This is a genomic window from Halomonas jincaotanensis (genome assembly GCF_018448785.1).
GTDB classification, from domain to species: domain Bacteria; phylum Pseudomonadota; class Gammaproteobacteria; order Pseudomonadales; family Halomonadaceae; genus Halomonas; species Halomonas jincaotanensis.
This window is the reverse complement of the sequence record NZ_JAHCLU010000010.1, coordinates 80,707-101,243: the sequence shown is the minus strand read 5'-3', so window position 1 is coordinate 101,243 and position 20,537 is coordinate 80,707. Positions and strand designations below refer to the sequence as shown.

The window sequence follows — 20,537 nt, the reverse complement described above, 5'->3', positions numbered from 1 at the left end:
GGACCATAGCTCAGTTGGTTAGAGCGCCACGTTGACATCGTGGAGGTCGGCGGTTCAAATCCGCCTGGTCCTACCAGCTTGCCGGCAACCGTTCCCTGAAGGACCATAGCTCAGTTGGTTAGAGCGCCACGTTGACATCGTGGAGGTCGGCGGTTCAAATCCGCCTGGTCCTACCAGTTCTAAGACGCCCCCTTAGTCTTGCTATGGGGGCGTCTTGCTATGATGGCGCAATCTCGGGTAGCTCGGTCTTGTCGATGAACACCTTGACAAGAGCCTCGATACCCGACTGGTCGTCATCGTTAAAGCGTGCCCTCACTGGGCTGTCGAGATCCAGCACCCCCCATAGATGGCCCTTCACCATGATCGGGACGACCAGTTCCGCATTCGAGGCGCTATCGCAAGCAATATGGTCGGCCACGGCATGCACGTCATCGATACGCTGACTCTTTTCAGTGCGGGCCGCGGTACCACACACGCCTTTGTCGAAAGGGATGGGATGGCAGGCCGGCTTGCCCTGGAAGGGCCCGAGGCTGAGAATGTTGGGCTGGCGATGCAGGTAAAAGCCGACCCAATTAAGCTCGCCGACCTCCTGCATGATAAAAGCGCAGGTCTGGGCGCTGTTGGTCAGCCAGTCGCGCGTGTCGAGCAGGGCGTGAAGCTGGCGGGCGAGCAAGGGATAGTCCGGTGTCATGGGCGACTCCTTGAATGAAAAGGGTCGGTTGGACGAAAAAGGCCGGCGCAGCGGCCGGCCTCAGTTCATCTCTTAATGAGGGATAATCACTTCCAGCCGGGCACCGCCTGCGGTCCGAAGAGTTCGTCTGCCTTGGCTTCGACTTCTTCGCTCTGGTATGCATCGACCAGTTGCCGAATGGCCTCGCGATTCTCGTCACCGTCACGAACCACGATCAGGTTCACGTAGGGCGATTCGGGGCCTTCCTTGATCAGCGCGTCGTCGAGGCTCAAGCCGGCGGGCTGGGCGAAGGTGTTGTTGATGAAGGCCATGTCGACATCGGGCAGCACGCGAGGCAGCTGCGCCGCTTCGATCTCGCGGAAGTCGAAGTCGTGCGGGTTCTCGACGATATCGTTGGGGGTCGCCTCGAGGTTCTCGGGGTCGTCCAGCGTGATCAGGTCTTCATTGTGCATCAGGATCAGCGCGCGTCCCTCGTTGGAAGGATCATTAGGCAGGGCGATGATGGCGCCTTCCGGCAAGGCGTCAACGCTATCGTATTTTTCGGAATAGGCACCGATCGGGTAGACGAACGTATAGCCGGCGACCGCGAAATCATAGCCGCGGTCCTCGACCATCGAGCGCATGTAGGGCTCGTGCTGGTAGGCATTGGCATCGAGGCTGCCATCGGCCAGCGCGGCATTGGGCGTCACGTAGTCGGTGAATTCGATGACCTCGACTTCGAGACCATACTCGCGCTCGGCGATATCCACAGCGACCTGCATGACCTCGGTTTCGGGCCCCGCCACAGTGCCTACCTTGATGGCGTGCTCGTCGGCGAGTGTTGCTCCGGCAGTTACGGTGAGGGTGGCTGCGGTCAGGGTGCCAATCAGCGTCTTGCGCATCTCGAGTGTCTCCTTCTTGAGAATCGTGAATCACCGCCAAGCATGCTAAAGGAATAAAGATAAAATCTGTAATTCTTTTTAGTTATTAAAGGCATTGGTCACTTGTGATCGCTCTTGCGCACCAGGTAATCCCCCAGGCTTTGAAAGCCCTGCACCATCACGATCAGGACCACGACCGTGATCAACATGACAGTGGGGTTGAAGCGGTTATAGCCATAACGGATGCCCAGGTCTCCCAGGCCTCCTCCGCCTACTGCACCGGCCATGGCCGAGTAACTGACCAGGGTGACGGCCGTCACTGTGAGGGCGGTGAAGATGCCGCCGCGAGCTTCTGGCAACAGAACCTTGGTGATGACCTGCCATGGCGTCGCCCCCATGGATTGAGCCGCCTCGACCAGCCCAGGCGGTATCTCGTTGAGCGCACCTTCGACGAGGCGTGCCACAAAGGGGATGGCAGCGATGGTCAATGGCACAGCGGCGGCGTTGGTACCGATCGACGTGCCCACCAGCATGCGGGTGAAGGGAATGATCGCCACCATCAGGATGATGAAAGGGATCGAGCGCCCGATATTGGTGATGATGCCCAGGCTGCGGTTAAGCAGCGGATGGGCCATGACCTGCCGCGGACGGGTAACATAGAGCAACACCCCTAGCGGTATGCCGACCAAGGCTGAAATCACGCCTGACAGTGCCACCATGTACAGTGTGTCCAGGGTGGCTTCAAGAATCAGCTCAAGCATCGCGTTGGACATGGCCAAGCACCTCCACGTTCAGGTTGTGATCTTCCAGATACTCGATGGCTTCACGGGTCTTTTCCGCAGGTCCCATCAGCTCTGCGATCATCAGCCCAAGCGTTCGATCCTGTATCGACTCTACCTTGGCCTGGAGAATGCTGACGTCAACGCCACATTCTCTGGCGAGTCGCGAAATAAGGGGCGTTGAGACGGCATCCCCTGAAAAGGCGAGGCGCACGACCGGGTGGCTGTGTTCGCCGGGAGACGCTTCGAGGCGTTCGATCAGCGCCCGGGGAGGCTCGAGTTCCAGAAAGTCATTGAGAAAGCGGCGGCCCAGCTTGGTACGCGGCGCGGTGAAGAAGTCGCCGACATCGGCCTCTTCGACCAGCGCGCCGGCGGAGATCAGGCTGACGCAATGGCAGATCGACTTGACGACTTCCATCTCGTGGGTAATGAGAAGAATGGTCAGGCCAAGCTGGCGATTGATATCGCGAAGCAGCGCCAGAATGGAGCCGGTGGTCTGCGGGTCGAGCGCCGAGGTGGCCTCATCGCACAACAGCACCTTGGGCCGGCTGGCCAGCGCTCTGGCAATCGCCACGCGCTGCTTCTGGCCGCCCGAAAGCTGCGCCGGATACTGGTCTGTCTTGTCGTCCAGCCCCACCATCTTGAGCAGAGGGTCGACTCGATCGCGGATTTCTCCGCGCGGCATGCCCATCAACTCCAGGGGCAAAGCGACATTGCGGAACACCGTGCGGTTGGTCAGCAGATTGAAATGCTGGAAAATCATGCCAATGCGGTGTCGCGCCTGATTCAGCGCCGTCCCGGAAAGTCCGGTAAGCTCCTGGCCATCGACGCTGACGACGCCTTGGGTAGGGCGCTCGAGCAGGTTCACGCAGCGGATCAGTGTCGATTTACCCGCCCCCGAGAGGCCGATCACACCATGGATCTGGCCTTTCGGGACATGCAGGTCAACGTTGTTGAGGGCAGTGACGGCCGACGGGCCGCTGCCATAGGTCTTGGAAACCGTGCGAAGTCGGATCATGTGAGCAACCGAAGTGGCGCCCGTCGTTCGGGATCAAATCGGCGCCGTCAAATGTGCGCGAAGGCTACGACCAAAGCAGAAAGCTGTCAAGATTCGTCCAAACGGCGACGGTTCTTGCATGGACGAACATGGCAAGATTTTTCTAGACTGTTGCCTTGTCTCTGTTTCAACCCAGCGGCGCATTGCCGCATTCGTGAGGAGCGTCAATGTTCACCGGCATCGTGCAGGGAACGGCGGAAATCGTGGCCATCGAGGAGGCTGAGGCGTTTCGCACGCATATTGTCGCCATGCCCGAAGCGCTTCGAGCAGGACTCGCGCCCGGCGCCTCGGTTTCCCATAACGGGGTCTGCCTCACAGTGACCGCCTTCGAGGGCGAGCGGGTCCGCTTCGACTTGATGCGCGAGACGCTGCGCGTGACCAATCTTGGGGCATTAAAGGTGGGCGATCGCGTCAATATCGAGCGGGCAGCACGCTTCGGCGACGAGATCGGTGGGCATGCCATGTCGGGTCATGTGATCGCCATGGCCGAGTTGGTGGAGATTGATGAAGCCCCTAACAATCGACGCCTCTGGTTCGAACTGCCGCGTGAGCTTGGGCATTTCCTGTTCGACAAGGGTTATATCGGCGTCGATGGCATCAGCTTGACCATCGGCGAGGTACGTCAGCACGATGCCGCCCATGGCCCGCGTTTCAGCGTTAATCTGATTCCCGAGACCTTGGCCCGTACCGTCCTGGCGGACCGCAAGCCGGGTGATCGCGTCAATATCGAGATCGATCCACAGACCCAAGCCATTGTCGAGACGGTCGAACGTGTACTGGCCTTACGCCTCAGCGTATCGGAATGATGAAGTCACCGCTCCGTTAGTTCTGTGATGGTCAGATCGTGACAGACTGGCCTGTGGCTTGCTTGTGGCTAGTAGCGTCTTATCGTGTCGCTTGACAGTGGTGTTCGCTGCCTCGCATCCCCGCGGGGCTTTGGTTACCATAGGCGGCTTTTCTCGCCCCCTCATTGGCCTTGACTGGCCATGTGCGCAGGAACGACCTCCATGCTGAAACGCCTGATCGACAATCATTTCAAGCTGACCGAGCACCATACCAACGTAAAGACGGAGGTCATCGCAGGGATTACGACCTTCCTGACCATGGCTTACATCATCTTCGTCAACCCGAGCATCTTGTCCCAGGCAGGAATGGATTATGGGGCGGTGTTTGTCGCCACTTGCCTGGCGGCGGCGGTGGGCTGTCTGATCATGGGGCTATGGGCCAATTATCCTATCGCCCAGGCCCCCGGGATGGGCCTTAATGCCTTCTTTACCTATGGCGTCGTGCTGGGCATGGGCTATACGTGGGAGGCAGCCTTGGGCGCAGTCTTCCTCTCCGGCTTCTGTTTCTTCCTGCTCAGTATTTTCAAGATTCGCGAGTGGATCATTAACTCGATTCCCCTCTCGCTACGCCTTGGCATTGCCGCCGGTATCGGTCTTTTCCTGGCCATGATTGCCCTGCAGAATGCCGGCATCGTGGTTGCCAACGAGGCGACCTACGTGGCGCTCGGCGACCTTTCAGAGCCCGCGGCTCTGTACGCCCTGCTGGGCTTCTTCGTGATCACGGCGCTGGCGTATCTCAAGGTGACCGGCGCGGTAATGATCGGCATCCTCGGTGTCACCTTGCTGGCGATGCTCTTCGGCCACAATGAATTTGCCGGCTTCATGTCCATGCCGCCGTCTATCGGGCCGACCTTCATGGCCATGGACCTGGTTGGGGCGCTGGACGTGGCGATGCTCAGCGTGATTTTCGCCTTTTTGTTCGTCGACCTGTTCGATACCTCCGGCACACTGGTGGGGGTTGCCCACAAGGGAAACCTGCTCGACAAGGATGGCAAACTGCCGCGATTGGGTCGTGCAATGATGGCCGACAGCGGTGCATCGATGGCGGGCGCAGTGCTTGGCACTTCCACCACCACGAGTTATATCGAGTCCACCGCCGGCATTGCCTCGGGAGGGCGCACCGGGCTGACCGCCGTGGTGGTCGCCGTGTTGTTTCTGATCAGCCTGTTTTTTGCGCCGCTGGCCGGGTCGATCCCCGCCTATGCGACGGCCGGGGCGTTACTCTATGTGGCAGTGCTGATGGCAGGCAGCCTGGCTCACGCCAACTGGGACGATCCTACTGACGCCGCCCCTGTGCTGATTGCCGCCCTGGCCATGCCGCTGACCTTTTCCATCGCCGAGGGCATCGCGCTGGGCTTCATCAGCTATGCTGCCATCAAGGCACTATCCGGTCGCTTCCAGGACCTCAACCCTGCGGTGGTGTTGCTGGCATTGCTGTTTGCCGCCAAGTTTTTATTCCTCGACTGATCCTGCATCGTCTGCATTCACTCACCGAGACTCGTATTGATGAGCATCTACGGCGACTATATCAAGACCGTGATCCGTACCGTTCCCGACTGGCCTCAGCCGGGCGTCAACTTTCGCGACATCACCCCGCTGCTGCAGAACAGTTCGGCGTTTCGCAAACTGATCGACAGCTTTGTCCATCGCTACCAGGACATGGAGTTGGACGCGATCGCCGCCATCGACGCTCGTGGCTTCATCGTCGGTGCCCCACTGGCCTATGAGTTGAACTGCAGCTTTGTGCCGGTACGCAAGAAGGGCAAGCTGCCTTTCAAGACCATCAGTGAGACCTACACGCTGGAATACGGGCAAGCCGAGGTGGAGCTGCATTCCGACGCCTTCCGGGAAGGCGATCGCATCCTAATCGTCGATGACCTGATCGCGACCGGCGGCACCATGCTGGCGGCCGCCAAGCTCATCACCCGCAGCGGTGGGCAGGTGGTGGAAACCTCTACCGTCGTCGATTTACCGGACTTGGGCGGCTCCCAGCGCATCAAGGAAGCTGGCTACGGCGTTTTCGCGGTCTGTTCCTTCACCGAAAACGAGTGACCCAACCGCTGCGAACAGCTCCAAAGGCCCGCCGCCGGTCAATCAAGCGAGGCGTTGAATCATGAACAGTCCGCTCCCCGACAGCTGGCAGATGTGGCTCGGCGCCGAGTTCGAAAAGCCCTACATGCAGTCGCTGCGTGACTTCCTGTCCGCCGAGAAATCTGCCCACAAGATTATCTACCCGCATTCGTCCGACTGGTTTCGGGCTTTCGAGCTGACACCGCTGGATCAGGTCAAGGTGGTGATACTGGGGCAGGATCCCTATCACGGCCCCAAACAGGCCCATGGGCTGTGTTTCTCAGTGCGCCCCGAGGTGCCGGTACCGCCATCGCTGGTCAATATCTACAAGGAGTTGGCCGCCGATCTTGGCGTCGAACCCGTGAATCACGGCAATCTCGAATACTGGGCCCGTCAGGGCGTGCTGCTGCTCAATACGTCACTGACCGTCGAGCGAGGCAACGCCGGCTCGCATCGTGGCAAGGGCTGGGAAACCTTCACCGATCGCGCCATCGCAACGGTCAACGAGCATGCAAAACCATCGGTATTTCTGTTGTGGGGAAGTCCTGCGCGCAAGAAAAAGGCCCTGGTCGATACCTCTCGCCATCTGGTGTTGGAGTCGCCGCATCCTTCTCCGCTTTCGGCACATCGCGGCTTTTTCGGCAACCACCACTTCTCGCAAGCTAACGCCTTTCTCGAGCAGCAGGGCCGGTCGCCTATCGATTGGCAATTGCCCGCCAACCCCGACGCCAACGTGCCTTAACCTGGACCGACGATACGGGTAGAATGTCGCTCAAATTGTTGCCTGGCTCCATGGGCGACTGACTCATCCACCGCCCCTTCCGTTCTGTCTTCCAAGAGGTCCGACCATGAGCGTCCATGCCATCAAGCATCCCCTGGTCCAGCATAAGCTGGGTCTAATGCGTGAAGCCGGGATCAGCACCAAGAGTTTTCGTGAGCTGGCCGGCGAGTTGGCTAAACTGCTGACCTATGAGGCGACCAAGGATCTGGAACTGCAGGAGCAGGAGATCAATGGCTGGAGCGGTGTGCCGATTCCGGTGCAGCTGTTGAAAGGCAAGAAGGTCACCATCGTGCCGATCCTGCGGGCGGGGCTCGGTATGCTCGATGGCGTCACCGATCTCATACCCAGCGCGCGTGTCAGTGTCGTGGGACTGTACCGTGACGAGCAGACCTTGGAGCCGGTACCGTATTTCGCCAAGTTCGCAGGGGAGCTGGACGAGCGCATGGCCATTGTCATCGACCCGATGCTGGCGACTGGGGGTACCATGGTGGCGACACTGGACATGTTGCATGAGCGGGGCTGCAAACTCATGAGGGTGATTGTGCTGGTGGCTGCGCCGGAAGGCATCAAGCGGGTGCAGGAAGCCTACCCGGATATCGAGATCTACACCGCCGGGGTGGATGACCATCTCGATGAGAATGGCTATATCGTTCCGGGACTGGGCGATGCCGGGGACAAGATCTTCGGCACTCGTTGATCGTTGGCAGCACCCGGACTGCGCTCGTCGCCGTAATAGCTCAAAAAATCTGATGCTGATTTTCCGCCCCTGCGATTATCGATCAGGGGCGTTTTTCTGTATCCAACCTTCACCATAATGATGGAGACCTCCCATGAGTAACCAGACGGCGGCTGCCCAGGCCTCGGTCGATTCTCCGCTCAAGACCCTGTTGACCGGGGCGCAGATGCTCTTCGTAGCTTTCGGGGCCCTGGTGCTGGTGCCCCTCCTGACCGGTCTCGATCCCAATGTGGCGTTGTTCACTGCCGGCATCGGCACACTGATTTTCCATGGCGTGACGCGTGTTACGGTGCCGGTGTTCCTGGCGTCGTCCTTCGCCTTTATTGCACCGATCCAGGGGTCCGTGGCGAGCTTTGGCGTTTCCGCCACGCTGGGCGGCTTGATGGTGGCCGGCCTGGTCTACGTGGCGATTTCCCAGGTGGTGCGACTCAAGGGCACTGGCTGGCTGCATCGGTTGTTGCCGCCAGTAGTGGTCGGGCCGGTCATCATGGTGATCGGTCTGGCCCTGGCGCCGGTGGCAGTGGAAATGGCCACCGGCCAGACCAGCGATAACATCGGTTATGGCCCGGCGATCTTCTTGTCGATGGTCAGCCTTCTGGTGACCTTGATCCTCGCTGTGTTCGGCCGCGGATTGCTGCGCCTGATCCCGATCATGGGCGGTATCGTCACCGGCTACCTGCTGGCCCTGTTGATGGGGGTGGTCGACTTTTCGCCTGTTCAGGAGGCCGCCTGGCTGGCCCTGCCCAGCTTTACCGCACCGAGCTTTCACTGGGCTGCCATCCTGTTCATGATTCCCGTGGCGATCGCGCCAGCCGTTGAGCATATCGGCGACATGGTCGCCATCGGCTCGGTCACCCGACAGAATTACCTCGAGACGCCGGGCCTGCATCGCACCCTGCTGGGCGACGGCCTGGCCACGACGGCAGCGGCGCTATTCGGTGGTCCACCCAACACCACCTACTCGGAAGTGACCGGTGCGGTGACCCTGACGCGAGCCTTCGACCCTCGGATCATGGTGGTGGCTGCGGTCATTGCCATCGTGCTGGCCTTCGTCGGCAAGCTGGGCGCGCTGCTTCAGACCATTCCAGGCCCGGTCATGGGAGGCATCATGACCCTGCTCTTCGGATCGATCGCTGTGGTCGGCATGAATACCCTGGTGCGTGCCGGCAAGCCGCTGACCGCTCCACGCAATCTGGTGGTGGTGTCCTTGGTGTTGGTGTTTGGTATCGGCGGCATGCAGTTCGGAGGCGGTCATTTCACCCTTCAGGGCGTCAGTCTGGCGGCGCTGGTCGGTATTCTGCTCAATTGGGTGTTACCAAGGGATGAAGAGGACGAATAAACCGCCTCAGGCGTGATGCGCGTCTAGCCCGCCGTCCGAGAAGGTTGGCGGGGTGCTGGCACTGACGATCACGCACTCCGTCTCGCCAATATTGCGAAACCGGTGTGGCAGGCGCGAGTCGAAATAGTAGCCATCTCCTTTCTCGAGTACGGCAACCTCTCCGCTGACAGTGATCTCGATCTCGCCGGCAACCACTACACCGCCTTCCTCGCCCTCGTGTTCGAGCATCTCCTCGCCGCTGTCGCTGCCGGGCGGATAGCGCTCATGGATGATCGACATGCTGCGACCGGGTTGGCGCGCCGCGACCAGACGCCAGGAAAGATGGCCATCACCGATCTCGGTGAGCTCATCGGCGCGATAGAAGGGGCGCGGTTGGCTGGTCTCTTCGCCGGCAAAAAAGGCGCTGATCGATACCGGCAGTGCATCGAGAATCTTTTTCAGTGAACTCACCGAAGGGCTGACGCTGTTCTGCTCAACGAGCGAGATGGTGCTGTTGGTCACGCCCGCGCGCTTGGCCAACTCGCGTTGTGAGAGGCCTCGCGCGTTGCGCAGCTGCCGCAGGCGGGTGCCGACATCGAAGCCGCCCTGTGTGGTCTGCATCTTTACTCCTGTCGTGCCAGCGTGGTGAACGTCGAGAGCGGTCTGTGGAAAAGGTCGTGGAGACGCGGAACCATCAAGATACGCAGGACCGTCAAGAATAGTGAACACAGGATACCGTTTAAGGCCGTCGGCGATAAGCCGTTCCCGGGCCTGCGTCCTGTCAACGGCACGGGGAGGGCGGCGGCGTGGCGCGCCTTGTCGTGGTCAGGCATCATGGGTGACAGAAAAACGTCACCAGCAGGAGCATCGATGATCAAGCAAGGCGAGCTCACCGGGTTGATACTGGCCGGAGGTCAGGGACGCCGGATGGGCGGACGTGACAAGGGGCTGGAGATTTTCGCGGGGCAACCGCTGGTGATGCATGTGCGCGAACGACTGGAAGGCCAGGTTTCTGAGGTGTTGATCAATGCCAACCGTCACCTCGACGCTTACCGTCCTCTCGCCGCTCGCGTGATTGCCGACGTCGAGGAGGGCTTTCAGGGGCCGTTGATGGGCATTTACAGCGGACTGCTGGCCGCCACCACGCCTTGGTTGGTTGTGGTGCCTTGCGACAGCCCGGCGTTGCCGCATGATCTGGTGGCGAGGTTGGTCGCCAGCATTGGTGATGCCGATATCGCGGTCGCGTTTGACGGCGAGCGGCTGCATCCTGTTGTGGCCTTGATCCGCACCTCGCTAGCCGATGATCTGGGCGAGGCGTTGAGTGGCGGAGAACGCAAGATCGACCGCTGGTATGCTCGCCACGCCTGGTGCCGGGTGGACGTGTCCGACTGTCCCGAGGCCTTCGCCAATCTCAATACCGAAGACGAGAAGCGCCGCCTGGAGCTGACGCTGCAAGAGGAGACCCCGCGCCAATGAGCGAGACCTGCCATGAGCGGCTGACGCTTGACGAGAAATTGCCGTTGCTGGGCATCGCTGCTTGGAGCGGCACCGGCAAGACAACCTTGCTCGAAGGGTTGTTGCCACGGTTGCGTCAGCAGGGTCTGCGTGTCGCCGTGATCAAGCATGCCCATCATGGCTTCGACGTCGATCAGCCAGGCAAGGATAGCTACCGGTTGCGAGAGGCGGGAGCGTCGCCGATGCTGGTCGCCTCACGCTCACGGGTGGCCCTGATGATGGACACGCCTGGCGCCGGGGAGGCGAACCTTGTTGAGTTGATCGCAATGGTGCGCCAGCAGGCGCCGGACCTGGTATTGGTGGAGGGCTTCAAGGCCTGGCCACTGCCCAAGCTGGAGCTTTATCGAGCCTCACTGGGCAAGCCACTGCGTGCCGGCGAGGACCCGTGGATCAAGGCGGTCGCCAGTGATCAGGCGTTGACATTGCCCGCTGGTGTCGAATCGCTCGACCTCAACGACTACGATTCGCTCGTTGCATGGATCGCTGCCTGGCCCGCGCGCTGGTCAAGTCAGCACGGTCCTCGCCCCGTGCCCCGGGAGGAGACACGATGACCCTTTCCTGCTTTGATCTCGGCGAGCGAATGTTGGCGGTCGAGGAGGCGCGTGAGGCGATTCTTGCGCTGGCGACATCGTCGCTGGCCTCCGAGGCCCTGCCGCTTTCCAGAGCGCATGGCCGTGTACTTGCCGAGTCGGTCATCTCACCGATCGATGTGCCGGGCAATACCAATGCGGCGATGGACGGTATCGCGTTGGAATGGTCACCGACTGTAGACGCCACGAGCCTCTGGCGACGCGTTGGCCAGTTGTTTGCCGGTCAGCAATATCAGCGAAGCCTCGCGGCGGGTGAATGTCTTGGCATCACCACGGGGGCTCCAATGCCGCCCGGTGCCGATACGGTCATCATGCGCGAGCAACTTGAGGAGCATGATGGCCAAGTGGTCGTCAATCGGTCCGAAACGGTCAAGCGTGGCCAGCACGTCCGACAAGCCGGTGAGGACATCGCGCGGGGCCAGCTGGCTCTGGCGGCAGGAACGCGGGTGTCGGCCGCCGAACTGGGGCTGCTGGCGTCGCTGGGATTTGATCGGGTGCGGGTGGTTCGCAGGCCCAGGGTCGCGTTGTTCTCGACGGGCAATGAAGTCACGGCGCCGGGATCTCCTCTGCCTCCTGCCGGACTTTATGATGCCAACCGATTCACGCTGCAAGGGCTGGTGATCGAGAGCGGGGGTGAGCCTATCGATCTCGGCATTCTGTCGGATGATCGGGATGTACTGATCGAAGCTCTCGACCAGGCCGCCAGTCAGGCTGACTTGATCATCACCAGCGGTGGCGTCTCGGTGGGTGAGGCCGACTTCACGCGTTCTGCGCTGACCGAGGTCGGTGAGCTGGGTTTCTGGCGCATCGCCATCCGGCCAGGACGGCCTCTCGCCTGCGGTACTATTGGTTCGCGACGCGTGCCGTTTCTGGGTTTGCCCGGTAATCCTGTCGCGGTCATGATCACCTATCTCGAACTGGTCGCGCCGTTATTGGCCCGCTTGCAGGGGCGCGATGCCGCACCGATGCCTGCCTTATCCGCCTTGGCCGAACATCACATGAAAAGCCGGGAAGGACGCGTCGATTATGTACGCGGCGTCTATAGCTGCGATAACAAAGGGCAGCTTTCGGTGCGTAGCACAGGCGCCCAGGGTTCCGGTATTCTTTCTTCCATGGTCATGGCGAATTGTCTGATCGAGATCAGTGCCGATCGCAAGAGCGTGGAACCCGGCGAGGCGGTCACGCTTCATCCCCTGTATCGACTTCCATGACGATTTTCATGAGGCTCATTTCATGGCTCTGACTCATCTCAATGCGCGCGGCGAGGCCCACATGGTCGATGTCGGCGATAAGCCGGAAAGTCAGCGAGAGGCAAGCGCGTCCGGTGTGATACTGATGCAACCCGCGACCCTCGCCCTGCTTGCCGACGGCGGCTTGCCCAAGGGAGATGTTCTGGCAACCGCCCGCATCGCGGGAATACAGGCGGCCAAGCGGACCCACGAGCTGATCCCTCTCTGCCACTCGCTGGCACTATCCAAGGTCACCGTCGATTTTCACCTTGATTCAGCAAGATCAAGCGTCGAAGTGACTGCGACGTGCCGCTTGAATGGCCGCACCGGTGTCGAGATGGAGGCACTTACGGCCGTCTCCATCGCCTGTTTGACGCTTTATGACATGTGCAAGGCGGTGGACAAATCCATGGAGATTGGCGAGATCCGTCTCAACAGCAAGACTGGGGGAAAGTCCGGCGATTATCAGCGGCTGGTAACCGGGACGCCGATCGTTACCGGGGAGTGCGCTGCAGGGGAGGTCTCGCTGGGGCCCCGCTGTGATACCGAATCGCCCTGCATTCGCGTCAAGTGCCTGGCCGAATTGCGTGAGCGATTGGGCGTGGGTGAACTCTCTGTGCCGTTGGCGAGTCTTGCAAGGGCGGATGTGGCGGGGCTCAAGAAAGTGCTGAAGGAACGGGATCCTCGGTTCGCCAGGCTTGATGAAGGCAGAGTGATGTGTGCGGTGAATCAGGTCATGGCGGCGGACGCCACCCCGATCACCGATGAAGACGAGGTTGCCTTCTTTCCACCAGTGACAGGAGGCTGAGCATGATTCGTGTGCAGGAAGCGCCCTTCGACAGCGGTGCCGAGCAACAGGCCATGCTGGCTGGAAGGAAAAGTATCGGGGCGGTCGTAAGCTTTACCGGCTTGGTGCGCGACTTTAACGAAAGGCCCGAGGTGCAAGCCTTGACCCTCGAGCACTACCCAGGCATGACCGAATCGGCCTTGGCCGACATCGTCGAGCAGGCAGAGTCGCGATGGTCGCTCGATGGGGTTAGTGTGATCCACCGGATTGGACGTCTGGCCCCTGGAGACCCTATCGTGTTGGTAGTGGTTGCCAGTGCCCATCGTCGTGCCGCTTTTGAGGCCTGTGAGTTCATCATGGATTACCTCAAGACTCGCGCGCCGTTCTGGAAAAAGGAACACGCCAGCGATGGGGATTACTGGGTAGCCGAACGCGAATCCGATTACCGCGACGCCCATCGCTGGGGGACTTGATAATGACAAGCTCATCAGAGCTGATCGATGATTTCGGACGACGCGTGAATTACGTGCGACTCTCGGTGACTGACCGCTGTGATTTTCGCTGCGTTTATTGCATGAGCGAAGAAATGACATTTCTTCCCCGCGCTCAGGTATTGACGCTGGAAGAGCTGGCGCTAGTGGCCCGTGCCTTTGTCGAACTCGGCGTGGAAAAAATCCGGCTGACCGGGGGTGAGCCACTGGTCAGACGCGATATCAACCAATTGGTGGACGAGATCGGCGCCTTGCCGGGCCTTCGTGATTTTTCCATGACCACCAATGGCGCCAGCCTGCCGAAATACGCCTCACAACTGCGCGATGGTGGGCTGAAGCGTCTTAACATCAGTCTGGATTCTCTGGATCCCGAGCGGTTTCGCCGCCTGACACGTACCGGTGACCTTGGCAAGGTCATCGAGGGAATACGCGTGGCGAAGCAGGCCGGCTTTTCTCGCATCAAGCTAAATGCCGTTATTCTCAAGGGCCGCAATGACGACGAAGTGGTGGATCTCGTCGAGTTTGCGCGATCGGAAGGCCTGGATATCAGTTTTATCGAGGAAATGCCGCTGGGCGATGTCTCGGATCATGATCGAGCGGAGACATATTGCTCGAGCGATGACGTTCAGGACTTGATCGAGGCGCGCTACCCCCTGATTCCCACTACCGAGACGACGCCGGGTCCTTCCCGTTACTTCCGCATGTCGGATAGTGATTCCCGGGTGGGTTTCATCTCGCCGCATAGCCATAACTTTTGTTCGACCTGCAATAGGGTCAGAGTGACGGTGGAAGGGCGCCTGTTACTTTGCCTGGGCAACGAGCATTCCGTGGATCTTCGCGAGGTCATGCGTCGCCATCCCGGTGATATCGATATCCTCAAAAAGACCATCGTCCAGGCGATGCCGCTCAAGCCTGAGCGCCATCATTTCACGACCGATGGCGATATCCAGGTGGTACGCTTCATGAACATGACAGGAGGCTGACGAGTCATCGGGTTTTCTCTCATTCATCGGCGCCGACATGGCGCCGTTCTTATGTTGAGGCTTGAATCGGCGATAGGCCGAATTCGTTTACTATTATCGTTAAAGCGCGCGACTTTTCTTGCCAAGTGTTCGGCTGTGCATATACTTTTTCTATAGGTATATGGGGGAGAAGATTTTCTTTTAACCGGCAGGGAGAGGGCTAATGTCCAGCGAACCCTTGGAGCGTATCGCCCGCAACAAGAATGTGGCCCGTGCTGCGGCACGTCAGCTCAGCATGGAACAGCTTCACAAGCTGGCCGAGGTGATCGATGAAGTCATTGCACAAAAGAAGGATGAAGAATTATCCCGACAGCAAGAAGAAGCCCAGAAGGAACGCAAGTTGGCGGAAATCCGCGAAGCGATCAATGACGCCGGATTGTCCTTGAATGACCTGGTGACGGAACCGCCTCGTCGCAAGCGCGGACGCCCACCCAAGAATGCCAACAAGGCGTGATCGCGATCAGTGGCAAACACGCCTTGTTGGCTTGCTTGTCGTGCTTACGATGTCACAGCATGAGACTGGCGGGCCTCATTCAGCCGAGGTCACATGACTCGCGGCTTCCACAGCCAGAATCTGCAAATGGATATCGGGCAAACGGCGCATATGATCGGCGAACCAGGACAATATACGGGGCTGTAATGCCAGTCTCAGCTCGGCCAGTGATTCGGCATGCACCTGCTCAAGTTCTTCGTCGAGCCAGTCGGCGAAGGCTTCCTCGTCAAAGGGGCTTGTGTGGCTGGCGTCAAGCATCAGGCCCCCGATGCGAGTCCAGCCGAGTGCTTCCGTTACCATGACAGACAGCGCCACATACAATCTACCATGACGCGAGCGGGAGCCGATCTCTCCGCTGAGCCCAGGGTGAGGCGCCATCGTGTTTTTCGTGACGATGCAGGGCGGTTGGGGATGGCGCTTCTCGAGGATAAGGCCATTGCGGTCGAGACGAATCAGGTCGCCGTCGACGGGAATCAGCGGCGCTTCGATGCCTTCGGCGTTGGCCAGCGTGCAGTGAGCCTGTTGATGTCGATGCTCACCATGCACGGGCAGTAGCCGGCGCGGCTTGATCCAGCCATAGAGGGCGCGCAATTCCTCCTGGGCGGGGTGTCCCGATGCGTGCAGCTCCGGGTGATTGAATTCATCGAGCAACGAGACTCCGAGTCGCTTCAGGCCGCTCTTGAGGCGCTCGATCAGAAGCTCGTTACCGGGAATGGCCTTGGCAGAGAAGATGACGCTATCCCCGCCTTCCAGTTCCAGGAAGGGATGCCGGCCCTGGGCAAGCCGATGTAGCGCCGCCCGAGGTTCGCCCTGGCTGCCCGTGGCGATGACAAGTACTTCTTCGGGAGGCAGATAGCCGAGGTCGGACGACGGGACCAAGGGAGGAAAGTCGTCTAGATAGCCGAGTCCGCGTGCCACCTGGACCATGCGCTCCATGGAGCGCCCCGTCAGGCTGACTCGTCGACCACAGCGTTGTGCGGCTCGGCCGATGGCCAGCACCCTGGCCAGATTGCTGGCAAAGCAGGACACTACCACCCGCCCCTGGCAGCCGGAAATGGTGCGTTCGAGTGCTACTGCCACCTCCCCTTCACTGCGGGAATGGCCGGGCATGGGGGCATTGGTCGAGTCGCCCACCACCAGGTCGACGGGGGCGATCGCTTGAAACATCGAGGTGGAAATCGGTCTGCCGATAAGGGGATGTGGATCGAGCTTCCAGTCGCCGGTATGCAGCACACGATAACCACCGGCAACGACCAACAGGGCGCAGCTTTCGGGAATCGAGTGCGGCACCGGCAGGAAGCGAAACGTGAAAGGGCCGCTCTCGATAGCCTCACCTGGCTCGATGACTTGGATGGCATCGGTGGCGAGGCCGCGTTCCGTGAACTTGGCGCGCAGAAGGCCTGCTGCCAGGGGGGTGGCATGGATCGGACAGCGCCATTTTGGCCATAGCCAGACGGCCGCGCCAATGTGATCTTCATGACCGTGGGTGATGACCAATGCCTGGGGAATGATGTCCCGTGTTGCCGGAGTATCCAGGTTGGGCACCTGCATCGGACTATCGGGTAGATCCTGGCGGATCATCATGCCGCAATCGACGGCGACCCAGTGCTGATCAATCCCATAAAGGCTCAGGTTCATGCCTATCTTGCCGCAGCCGCCGAGCGGCAGTATGTGCAAGGGAGGGCGACGGCGAGGACGAATTTGTACGCGAGGGCGTGGTGGCATCGAAATCAGAATGAAGCAGTGTGTAAGCAGACACTATACGGATCGCCAACGGCAGCCACAACGCGAGACGGGAGGTCGTGCCAGGGCAACGGGATTCGATACAATGCGGGGATTCGGTGATCGCCACCAATTTCCTCCACGCCTTGGATTGCACATGTCTCATTACTATCGCCTGGTGGTTTCCTGCCCGGATCGCGTGGGAATCGTTTCTCGTGTTTCCAGCTTCATTGCCGGACACGGTGGGTCGATTACCGAAGCGAGTCAGCACTCTGACCTGCAAGCGGGTCGTTTTTTCATGCGTTATGAAATTCTCTCCGATTCGATCGACATGCCGGCTGAGGCATTACGCGATGCCTTCGCGCCGATCGCCAGGGAATTCGACATGACCTGGGCGCTGCCCGATACGCGTCGGCGCAGGCGTGTGGTGTTGATGGTTTCCAGAGAATCGCACTGCCTGGCGGACCTGCTTTACCGCTGGTCGTCCGGCGAGCTCGACTGCGAGATCAGCGCAGTGATCTCCAACCACGCGGACCTGCAAGGCTTGGTGGAATGGCATGGCATTGCCTTCCATCATGTTCCGGTACCGGCCGAGAACAAGTCAGCCGCTTTTGCCACCGTCCAGCGCTTGGTGGAAGATGCCAAGGCCGATTGCGTGGTGCTGGCACGCTACATGCAAATCCTTCCCCCGGTGCTGTGCGAACGCTTCACGGGTCGGGTCATCAACATCCATCATAGCTTTCTGCCTTCCTTTGCCGGCGCGCGGCCTTATCATCAAGCTCATCAGCGCGGCGTCAAACTGATCGGGGCGACCTGCCATTATGTGACCGAGGCCCTGGATGCTGGTCCGATCATCGAGCAGGACATCCACCGTGTCAGTCATTGCCATACGCCGGCGGATCTTGTGCGATTCGGCCGCGATGTGGAAAAGTCGGTATTGGCGAGAGGCTTGCGCTGGCATCTGGAGGACCGGGTACTGATACATGGCAACAAGACGGTCGTCTTCGCCTGACAGGGAGGTCAGATGTCCTTTGCCGATGTGGTGCTTGAGCCCTGGCTGTTGGTGCTCTGTACGCTTCTTGCGCTATGCGTCATCGGGCTGGCATTGGGCCAGCGCCCTTGGCGGCTATTGCTCTCCGATCCGTCGTTACAGCACCGCTGGCTGGGGGCCAGTGTGGTGGTAGTGCTGCTTTGGCAACTGCGTGCCCAGGCAGTGGACTGGCTGACCCTGCATCTGATGCTGACGTCGCTGATGGCGCTGTTGTTCAAGGCGCCGCTGGCGTTGATGACCAACTTGCTGGCAAACCTGGCCATGGTGTTCCTGGGGCGAGTGGGTTGGCCGCTGATCGGCGTCAACCTGCTTGTCACGGGGGTAGTGCCGGTGCTGGTGACGGTAGGTGTCTGGCGTCTGGTCGATCGACACCTGCCGGACAATCTGATGGTGTTCATGTTTGTCTGCGGCTTTTTCGGCTCGGCTTTGGCGACGCTGACTGCGGGTGCCGTGGCGATAGGCTTGATGGCGGTGGGGGCCAGTGACCCTCAGGTGATGCACCAGGCCGTGGAATATGCTCGCTTTCTTCCCCTGTTGATGCCCTCTGAAGCCTTCATCACGGGCATGCTGCTGAGCATCCTGATGGTCTATCGCCCCGAGTGGGTTGCCACCTTCAACGACCATCGCTATATCGACACCAAGTGAGGATGCCGAGCGCTGGAGAGCTACATGCCGTGGCTGCACGATGGAACCCTCAAGGGGCTACTTGATGACCCTACAATGGGACTGACCAGAGCAATCGTTACAGGGGCAAGGTAAGTTGGCGTTTCTTGGCTTCCGGTAGCAAGCGTGCGCCGACGCCAAGCAATCTTACTGGACGCCTGGCCCTGGCCCAAGCCTGTTCCAACAGCCTGTCGAAGCTTTCCTGGCTTGGTGCCAGCCCCTGGCTTTCCAGTGTGGTCAGGGTGAAATCGTCGAAGCGTATTTTGATGACGATGCCCGAGATGAGCGGGTAGCCGTGACGCGCCAGTCGTTGTTCGAGACGTTCGCAGAGGGGAGGCAGTGCCGGGCGACAGCTGTCGATGTCAGGCAGGTTGCGAGCGAAGGTGGTCTCGACGCTGATTGACTTTCGCTCGCGCTCCACCCTCACGTCGCGTTCGTCGATACCACGGGCCAGTTCGAACAGCCGATGCCCGAACTTGCCAAACTCGGTGGTCAAGTCGTCCAGCGGTAGGGTGCGTAGTTGCTCGCAGGTAGTGATACCCAGCGCATCGAGACGGGCACCGGTGGCGGGGCCGACGCCATGGAGCTTGCTGACTGGCAAACTGCGCAGGAAGTCGTCGATCCGCTCGGGAGAGATGACGGTCAAGCCATCCGGCTTTTCCCAGTCACTGGCGATCTTGGCCAGAAACTTCGTTGGCGCGGCGCCTACCGAAAGCGTGATGCCGGTGCGCGAGAAGCATTCCTCCTTCAGCCATTGCGCCATCCATGTTGCGCTGCCGGAGAAACGCGTCACGGCGGAGACGTCGAGGAAGGCTTCGTCCAGGGAAAGGGGCTCCACCAGAGGGGTCAATTCATGAAAGATCGCCTGGATCTGGTTCGATACCTCGCGATAGCGGTCGAAATCGCCGGGAAGCAGTGTCAGGTGGGGGCAAAGTCGCAGGGCCCGAGCCGTCGGCATGGCGGAGTGGATGCCATACACTCGGGCCGGGTAATTACAGGTGGCGATGACCCCCCGCCGTTCGGCACTGGCGCCTATCGCGAGAGGAACATTCCGTAAGTCAGGGGCGTCGCGCATCTCCACGGCAGCATAGAAGCAGTCGCAATCGGCGTGAAGAATTTTTCGCAGCGGGCGGGTCATCGGAGCCGCGGTTCAATTCAGTGCCTGGCCGTTGCCGCCGCGTATCACGCCGACGCCGATTCCCTCGATTTCCAGGGACTGATGACGCAGATCCACCTCGATGGGCGAGAAGGCGGAGTTCTCGGCGAGCAGTGTGACGCGGTGTCCCTGTCGCGAGAAGCGCTTGACAGTAACTTCGTCCTCGAGACGCGCCACCACGATTTGCCCATCGCGTGCCCGGTCGGTGCGATGTACGGCCAACAGATCTCCCTCGAGAATCCCGATGTCCTGCATGGAAAGCCCACGCACCTTGAGCAAATAGTCAGCACGTGGGGTGAAATATTCCGGCGGCAGGGGGCAGTACCGATCGATGTGTTCGGCGGCGAGCACCGGGCTCCCCGCGGCCACTTCGCCGATGATCGGCAGGCCCTGTGGGGCGGCTGCCCCTTCGATGGTTTCGGCTTCCTGGGCGGGAAGGCGGATGCCTCGAGACGTCCCGGGAATCATGCGGATGACGCCCTTGCGCTCAAGCGCACGGAGATGCTCCTCAGCGGCGTTGGGCGAGCGGAAACCCAGAGCTCGGGCAATTTCGGCGCGGGTCGGCGGGTAGCCCAACTCACTGATGGTCTTGACGATGAAGTCATGAACGTTCTGTTGACGTGCGGTGAGGGGGCGTACCATACAACCTCCATGTGACGGGTGGCGACGGGATATCGCGCG

General features: G+C 60.2%; 23 protein-coding genes and 1 tRNA gene. 16 read left to right on the top strand and 8 right to left on the bottom strand.

What is annotated here, in order from left to right; translation table 11 throughout:
- Positions 1-99: 99 nt before the first annotated feature.
- Positions 100-176, top strand: a tRNA-Val gene (locus tag KG088_RS11045).
- Between the two features lie 41 nt (positions 177-217).
- Here the strand turns inward: KG088_RS11045 and KG088_RS11040 are convergent.
- The 4 genes from KG088_RS11040 to KG088_RS11025 form a co-directional block, all read right to left on the bottom strand.
- Entirely contained in the window at positions 218-691 is a 474-nt protein-coding gene (locus KG088_RS11040) for a GAF domain-containing protein (RefSeq protein ID WP_213825581.1), read from the bottom strand.
- 86 nt (positions 692-777) lie between these two features.
- Entirely contained in the window at positions 778-1,572 is a 795-nt protein-coding gene (locus KG088_RS11035) for a MetQ/NlpA family ABC transporter substrate-binding protein (protein WP_213825580.1), read from the bottom strand.
- Positions 1,573-1,670: 98 nt separating this feature from the next.
- Positions 1,671-2,324, bottom strand: coding sequence for a methionine ABC transporter permease (locus KG088_RS11030; protein WP_213825579.1), 654 nt, complete (start codon positions 2,322-2,324; stop codon positions 1,671-1,673).
- On the bottom strand, positions 2,305-3,348 hold the full coding sequence (locus tag KG088_RS11025; RefSeq protein WP_213825578.1) for a methionine ABC transporter ATP-binding protein: 1,044 nt from the start codon (positions 3,346-3,348) through the stop codon (positions 2,305-2,307). Before KG088_RS11025 ends, KG088_RS11030 begins: the two co-directional genes overlap by 20 nt.
- A 206-nt stretch (positions 3,349-3,554) precedes the next feature.
- On the opposite strand from KG088_RS11025, the gene KG088_RS11020 reads away from it, so the two are divergent.
- From KG088_RS11020 to KG088_RS10995, 6 genes are all read left to right on the top strand, one after another.
- A complete protein-coding gene (locus KG088_RS11020) occupies positions 3,555-4,193 on the top strand; it encodes a riboflavin synthase subunit alpha (protein ID WP_213825577.1) in 639 nt (212 codons plus the stop codon).
- A gap of 201 nt (positions 4,194-4,394) precedes the next feature.
- Positions 4,395-5,699, top strand: a complete 1,305-nt coding sequence (locus tag KG088_RS11015; RefSeq protein ID WP_213825576.1) for an NCS2 family permease — start codon at positions 4,395-4,397, stop codon at positions 5,697-5,699.
- A 39-nt stretch (positions 5,700-5,738) separates the two neighbouring features.
- Complete coding sequence (locus KG088_RS11010) at positions 5,739-6,284, top strand: adenine phosphoribosyltransferase (protein ID WP_213825575.1); 546 nt, start codon at positions 5,739-5,741, stop codon at positions 6,282-6,284.
- A 61-nt stretch (positions 6,285-6,345) separates the two neighbouring features.
- Positions 6,346-7,044 (top strand): uracil-DNA glycosylase, encoded by a 699-nt coding sequence (gene ung / locus KG088_RS11005; RefSeq protein ID WP_213825574.1) that lies wholly within the window; start codon positions 6,346-6,348, stop codon positions 7,042-7,044.
- Between the two features lie 106 nt (positions 7,045-7,150).
- Positions 7,151-7,780: a uracil phosphoribosyltransferase gene (gene upp, locus KG088_RS11000; RefSeq protein ID WP_213825573.1), complete on the top strand. Its 630-nt coding sequence runs from the start codon at positions 7,151-7,153 to the stop codon at positions 7,778-7,780.
- 133 nt (positions 7,781-7,913) lie between these two features.
- The gene (locus KG088_RS10995) at positions 7,914-9,158 is read left to right on the top strand and encodes a uracil-xanthine permease family protein (RefSeq protein WP_213825572.1); all 1,245 of its coding nucleotides are present in this window, start codon (positions 7,914-7,916) and stop codon (positions 9,156-9,158) included.
- A 6-nt stretch (positions 9,159-9,164) separates the two neighbouring features.
- Here KG088_RS10995 and KG088_RS10990 read toward each other — a convergent pair whose 3' ends face one another.
- Positions 9,165-9,758, bottom strand: a complete 594-nt coding sequence (locus tag KG088_RS10990) for a cupin domain-containing protein (protein WP_213825571.1) — start codon at positions 9,756-9,758, stop codon at positions 9,165-9,167.
- A gap of 249 nt (positions 9,759-10,007) precedes the next feature.
- Between KG088_RS10990 and mobA the strand changes: the two genes are divergently transcribed.
- The 7 genes from mobA to KG088_RS10955 all read left to right on the top strand — a co-directional run bounded on the left by mobA (position 10,008) and on the right by KG088_RS10955 (position 15,225).
- Positions 10,008-10,613: a molybdenum cofactor guanylyltransferase MobA gene (mobA, locus tag KG088_RS10985; protein ID WP_213825570.1), complete on the top strand. Its 606-nt coding sequence runs from the start codon at positions 10,008-10,010 to the stop codon at positions 10,611-10,613.
- Positions 10,610-11,203 carry a molybdopterin-guanine dinucleotide biosynthesis protein B gene (mobB, locus tag KG088_RS10980; RefSeq protein WP_213825569.1) on the top strand — a complete coding sequence of 198 codons (594 nt, stop codon included), beginning with the start codon at positions 10,610-10,612 and terminating at the stop codon, positions 11,201-11,203. Before mobA ends, mobB begins: the two co-directional genes overlap by 4 nt.
- On the top strand, positions 11,200-12,453 hold the full coding sequence (gene moeA, locus KG088_RS10975; protein ID WP_213825568.1) for a molybdopterin molybdotransferase MoeA: 1,254 nt from the start codon (positions 11,200-11,202) through the stop codon (positions 12,451-12,453). Before mobB ends, moeA begins: the two co-directional genes overlap by 4 nt.
- 22 nt (positions 12,454-12,475) lie before the next feature.
- Positions 12,476-13,279, top strand: a complete 804-nt coding sequence (moaC, locus tag KG088_RS10970; protein ID WP_213825567.1) for a cyclic pyranopterin monophosphate synthase MoaC — start codon at positions 12,476-12,478, stop codon at positions 13,277-13,279.
- A gap of 2 nt (positions 13,280-13,281) precedes the next feature.
- On the top strand, positions 13,282-13,731 hold the full coding sequence (gene moaE / locus KG088_RS10965; protein ID WP_213825566.1) for a molybdopterin synthase catalytic subunit MoaE: 450 nt from the start codon (positions 13,282-13,284) through the stop codon (positions 13,729-13,731).
- A 2-nt stretch (positions 13,732-13,733) separates the two neighbouring features.
- On the top strand, positions 13,734-14,732 hold the full coding sequence (moaA, locus tag KG088_RS10960; RefSeq protein WP_213825565.1) for a GTP 3',8-cyclase MoaA: 999 nt from the start codon (positions 13,734-13,736) through the stop codon (positions 14,730-14,732).
- A 202-nt stretch (positions 14,733-14,934) separates the two neighbouring features.
- Entirely contained in the window at positions 14,935-15,225 is a 291-nt protein-coding gene (locus KG088_RS10955; protein WP_213825564.1) for an H-NS family histone-like protein, read from the top strand.
- 75 nt (positions 15,226-15,300) lie between these two features.
- On the opposite strand, the gene KG088_RS10950 is transcribed toward KG088_RS10955, so the two are convergent.
- Positions 15,301-16,902 carry a ribonuclease J gene (locus tag KG088_RS10950; protein WP_213825563.1) on the bottom strand — a complete coding sequence of 534 codons (1,602 nt, stop codon included), beginning with the start codon at positions 16,900-16,902 and terminating at the stop codon, positions 15,301-15,303.
- A gap of 241 nt (positions 16,903-17,143) precedes the next feature.
- On the opposite strand from KG088_RS10950, the gene purU reads away from it, so the two are divergent.
- Both purU and KG088_RS10940 read left to right on the top strand, forming a co-directional pair.
- Positions 17,144-17,998 (top strand): formyltetrahydrofolate deformylase, encoded by an 855-nt coding sequence (gene purU / locus KG088_RS10945; protein ID WP_213825562.1) that lies wholly within the window; start codon positions 17,144-17,146, stop codon positions 17,996-17,998.
- A 12-nt stretch (positions 17,999-18,010) separates the two neighbouring features.
- On the top strand, positions 18,011-18,682 hold the full coding sequence (locus KG088_RS10940) for an energy-coupling factor ABC transporter permease (RefSeq protein ID WP_213825561.1): 672 nt from the start codon (positions 18,011-18,013) through the stop codon (positions 18,680-18,682).
- A 97-nt stretch (positions 18,683-18,779) separates the two neighbouring features.
- Here the strand turns inward: KG088_RS10940 and dinB are convergent, their stop codons facing one another.
- Entirely contained in the window at positions 18,780-19,826 is a 1,047-nt protein-coding gene (gene dinB / locus KG088_RS10935) for a DNA polymerase IV (protein WP_213825587.1), read from the bottom strand.
- Positions 19,827-19,850: 24 nt separating this feature from the next.
- The gene (gene lexA, locus KG088_RS10930; RefSeq protein ID WP_213825560.1) at positions 19,851-20,498 is read right to left on the bottom strand and encodes a transcriptional repressor LexA; all 648 of its coding nucleotides are present in this window, start codon (positions 20,496-20,498) and stop codon (positions 19,851-19,853) included.
- Positions 20,499-20,537 lie beyond the last annotated feature (39 nt).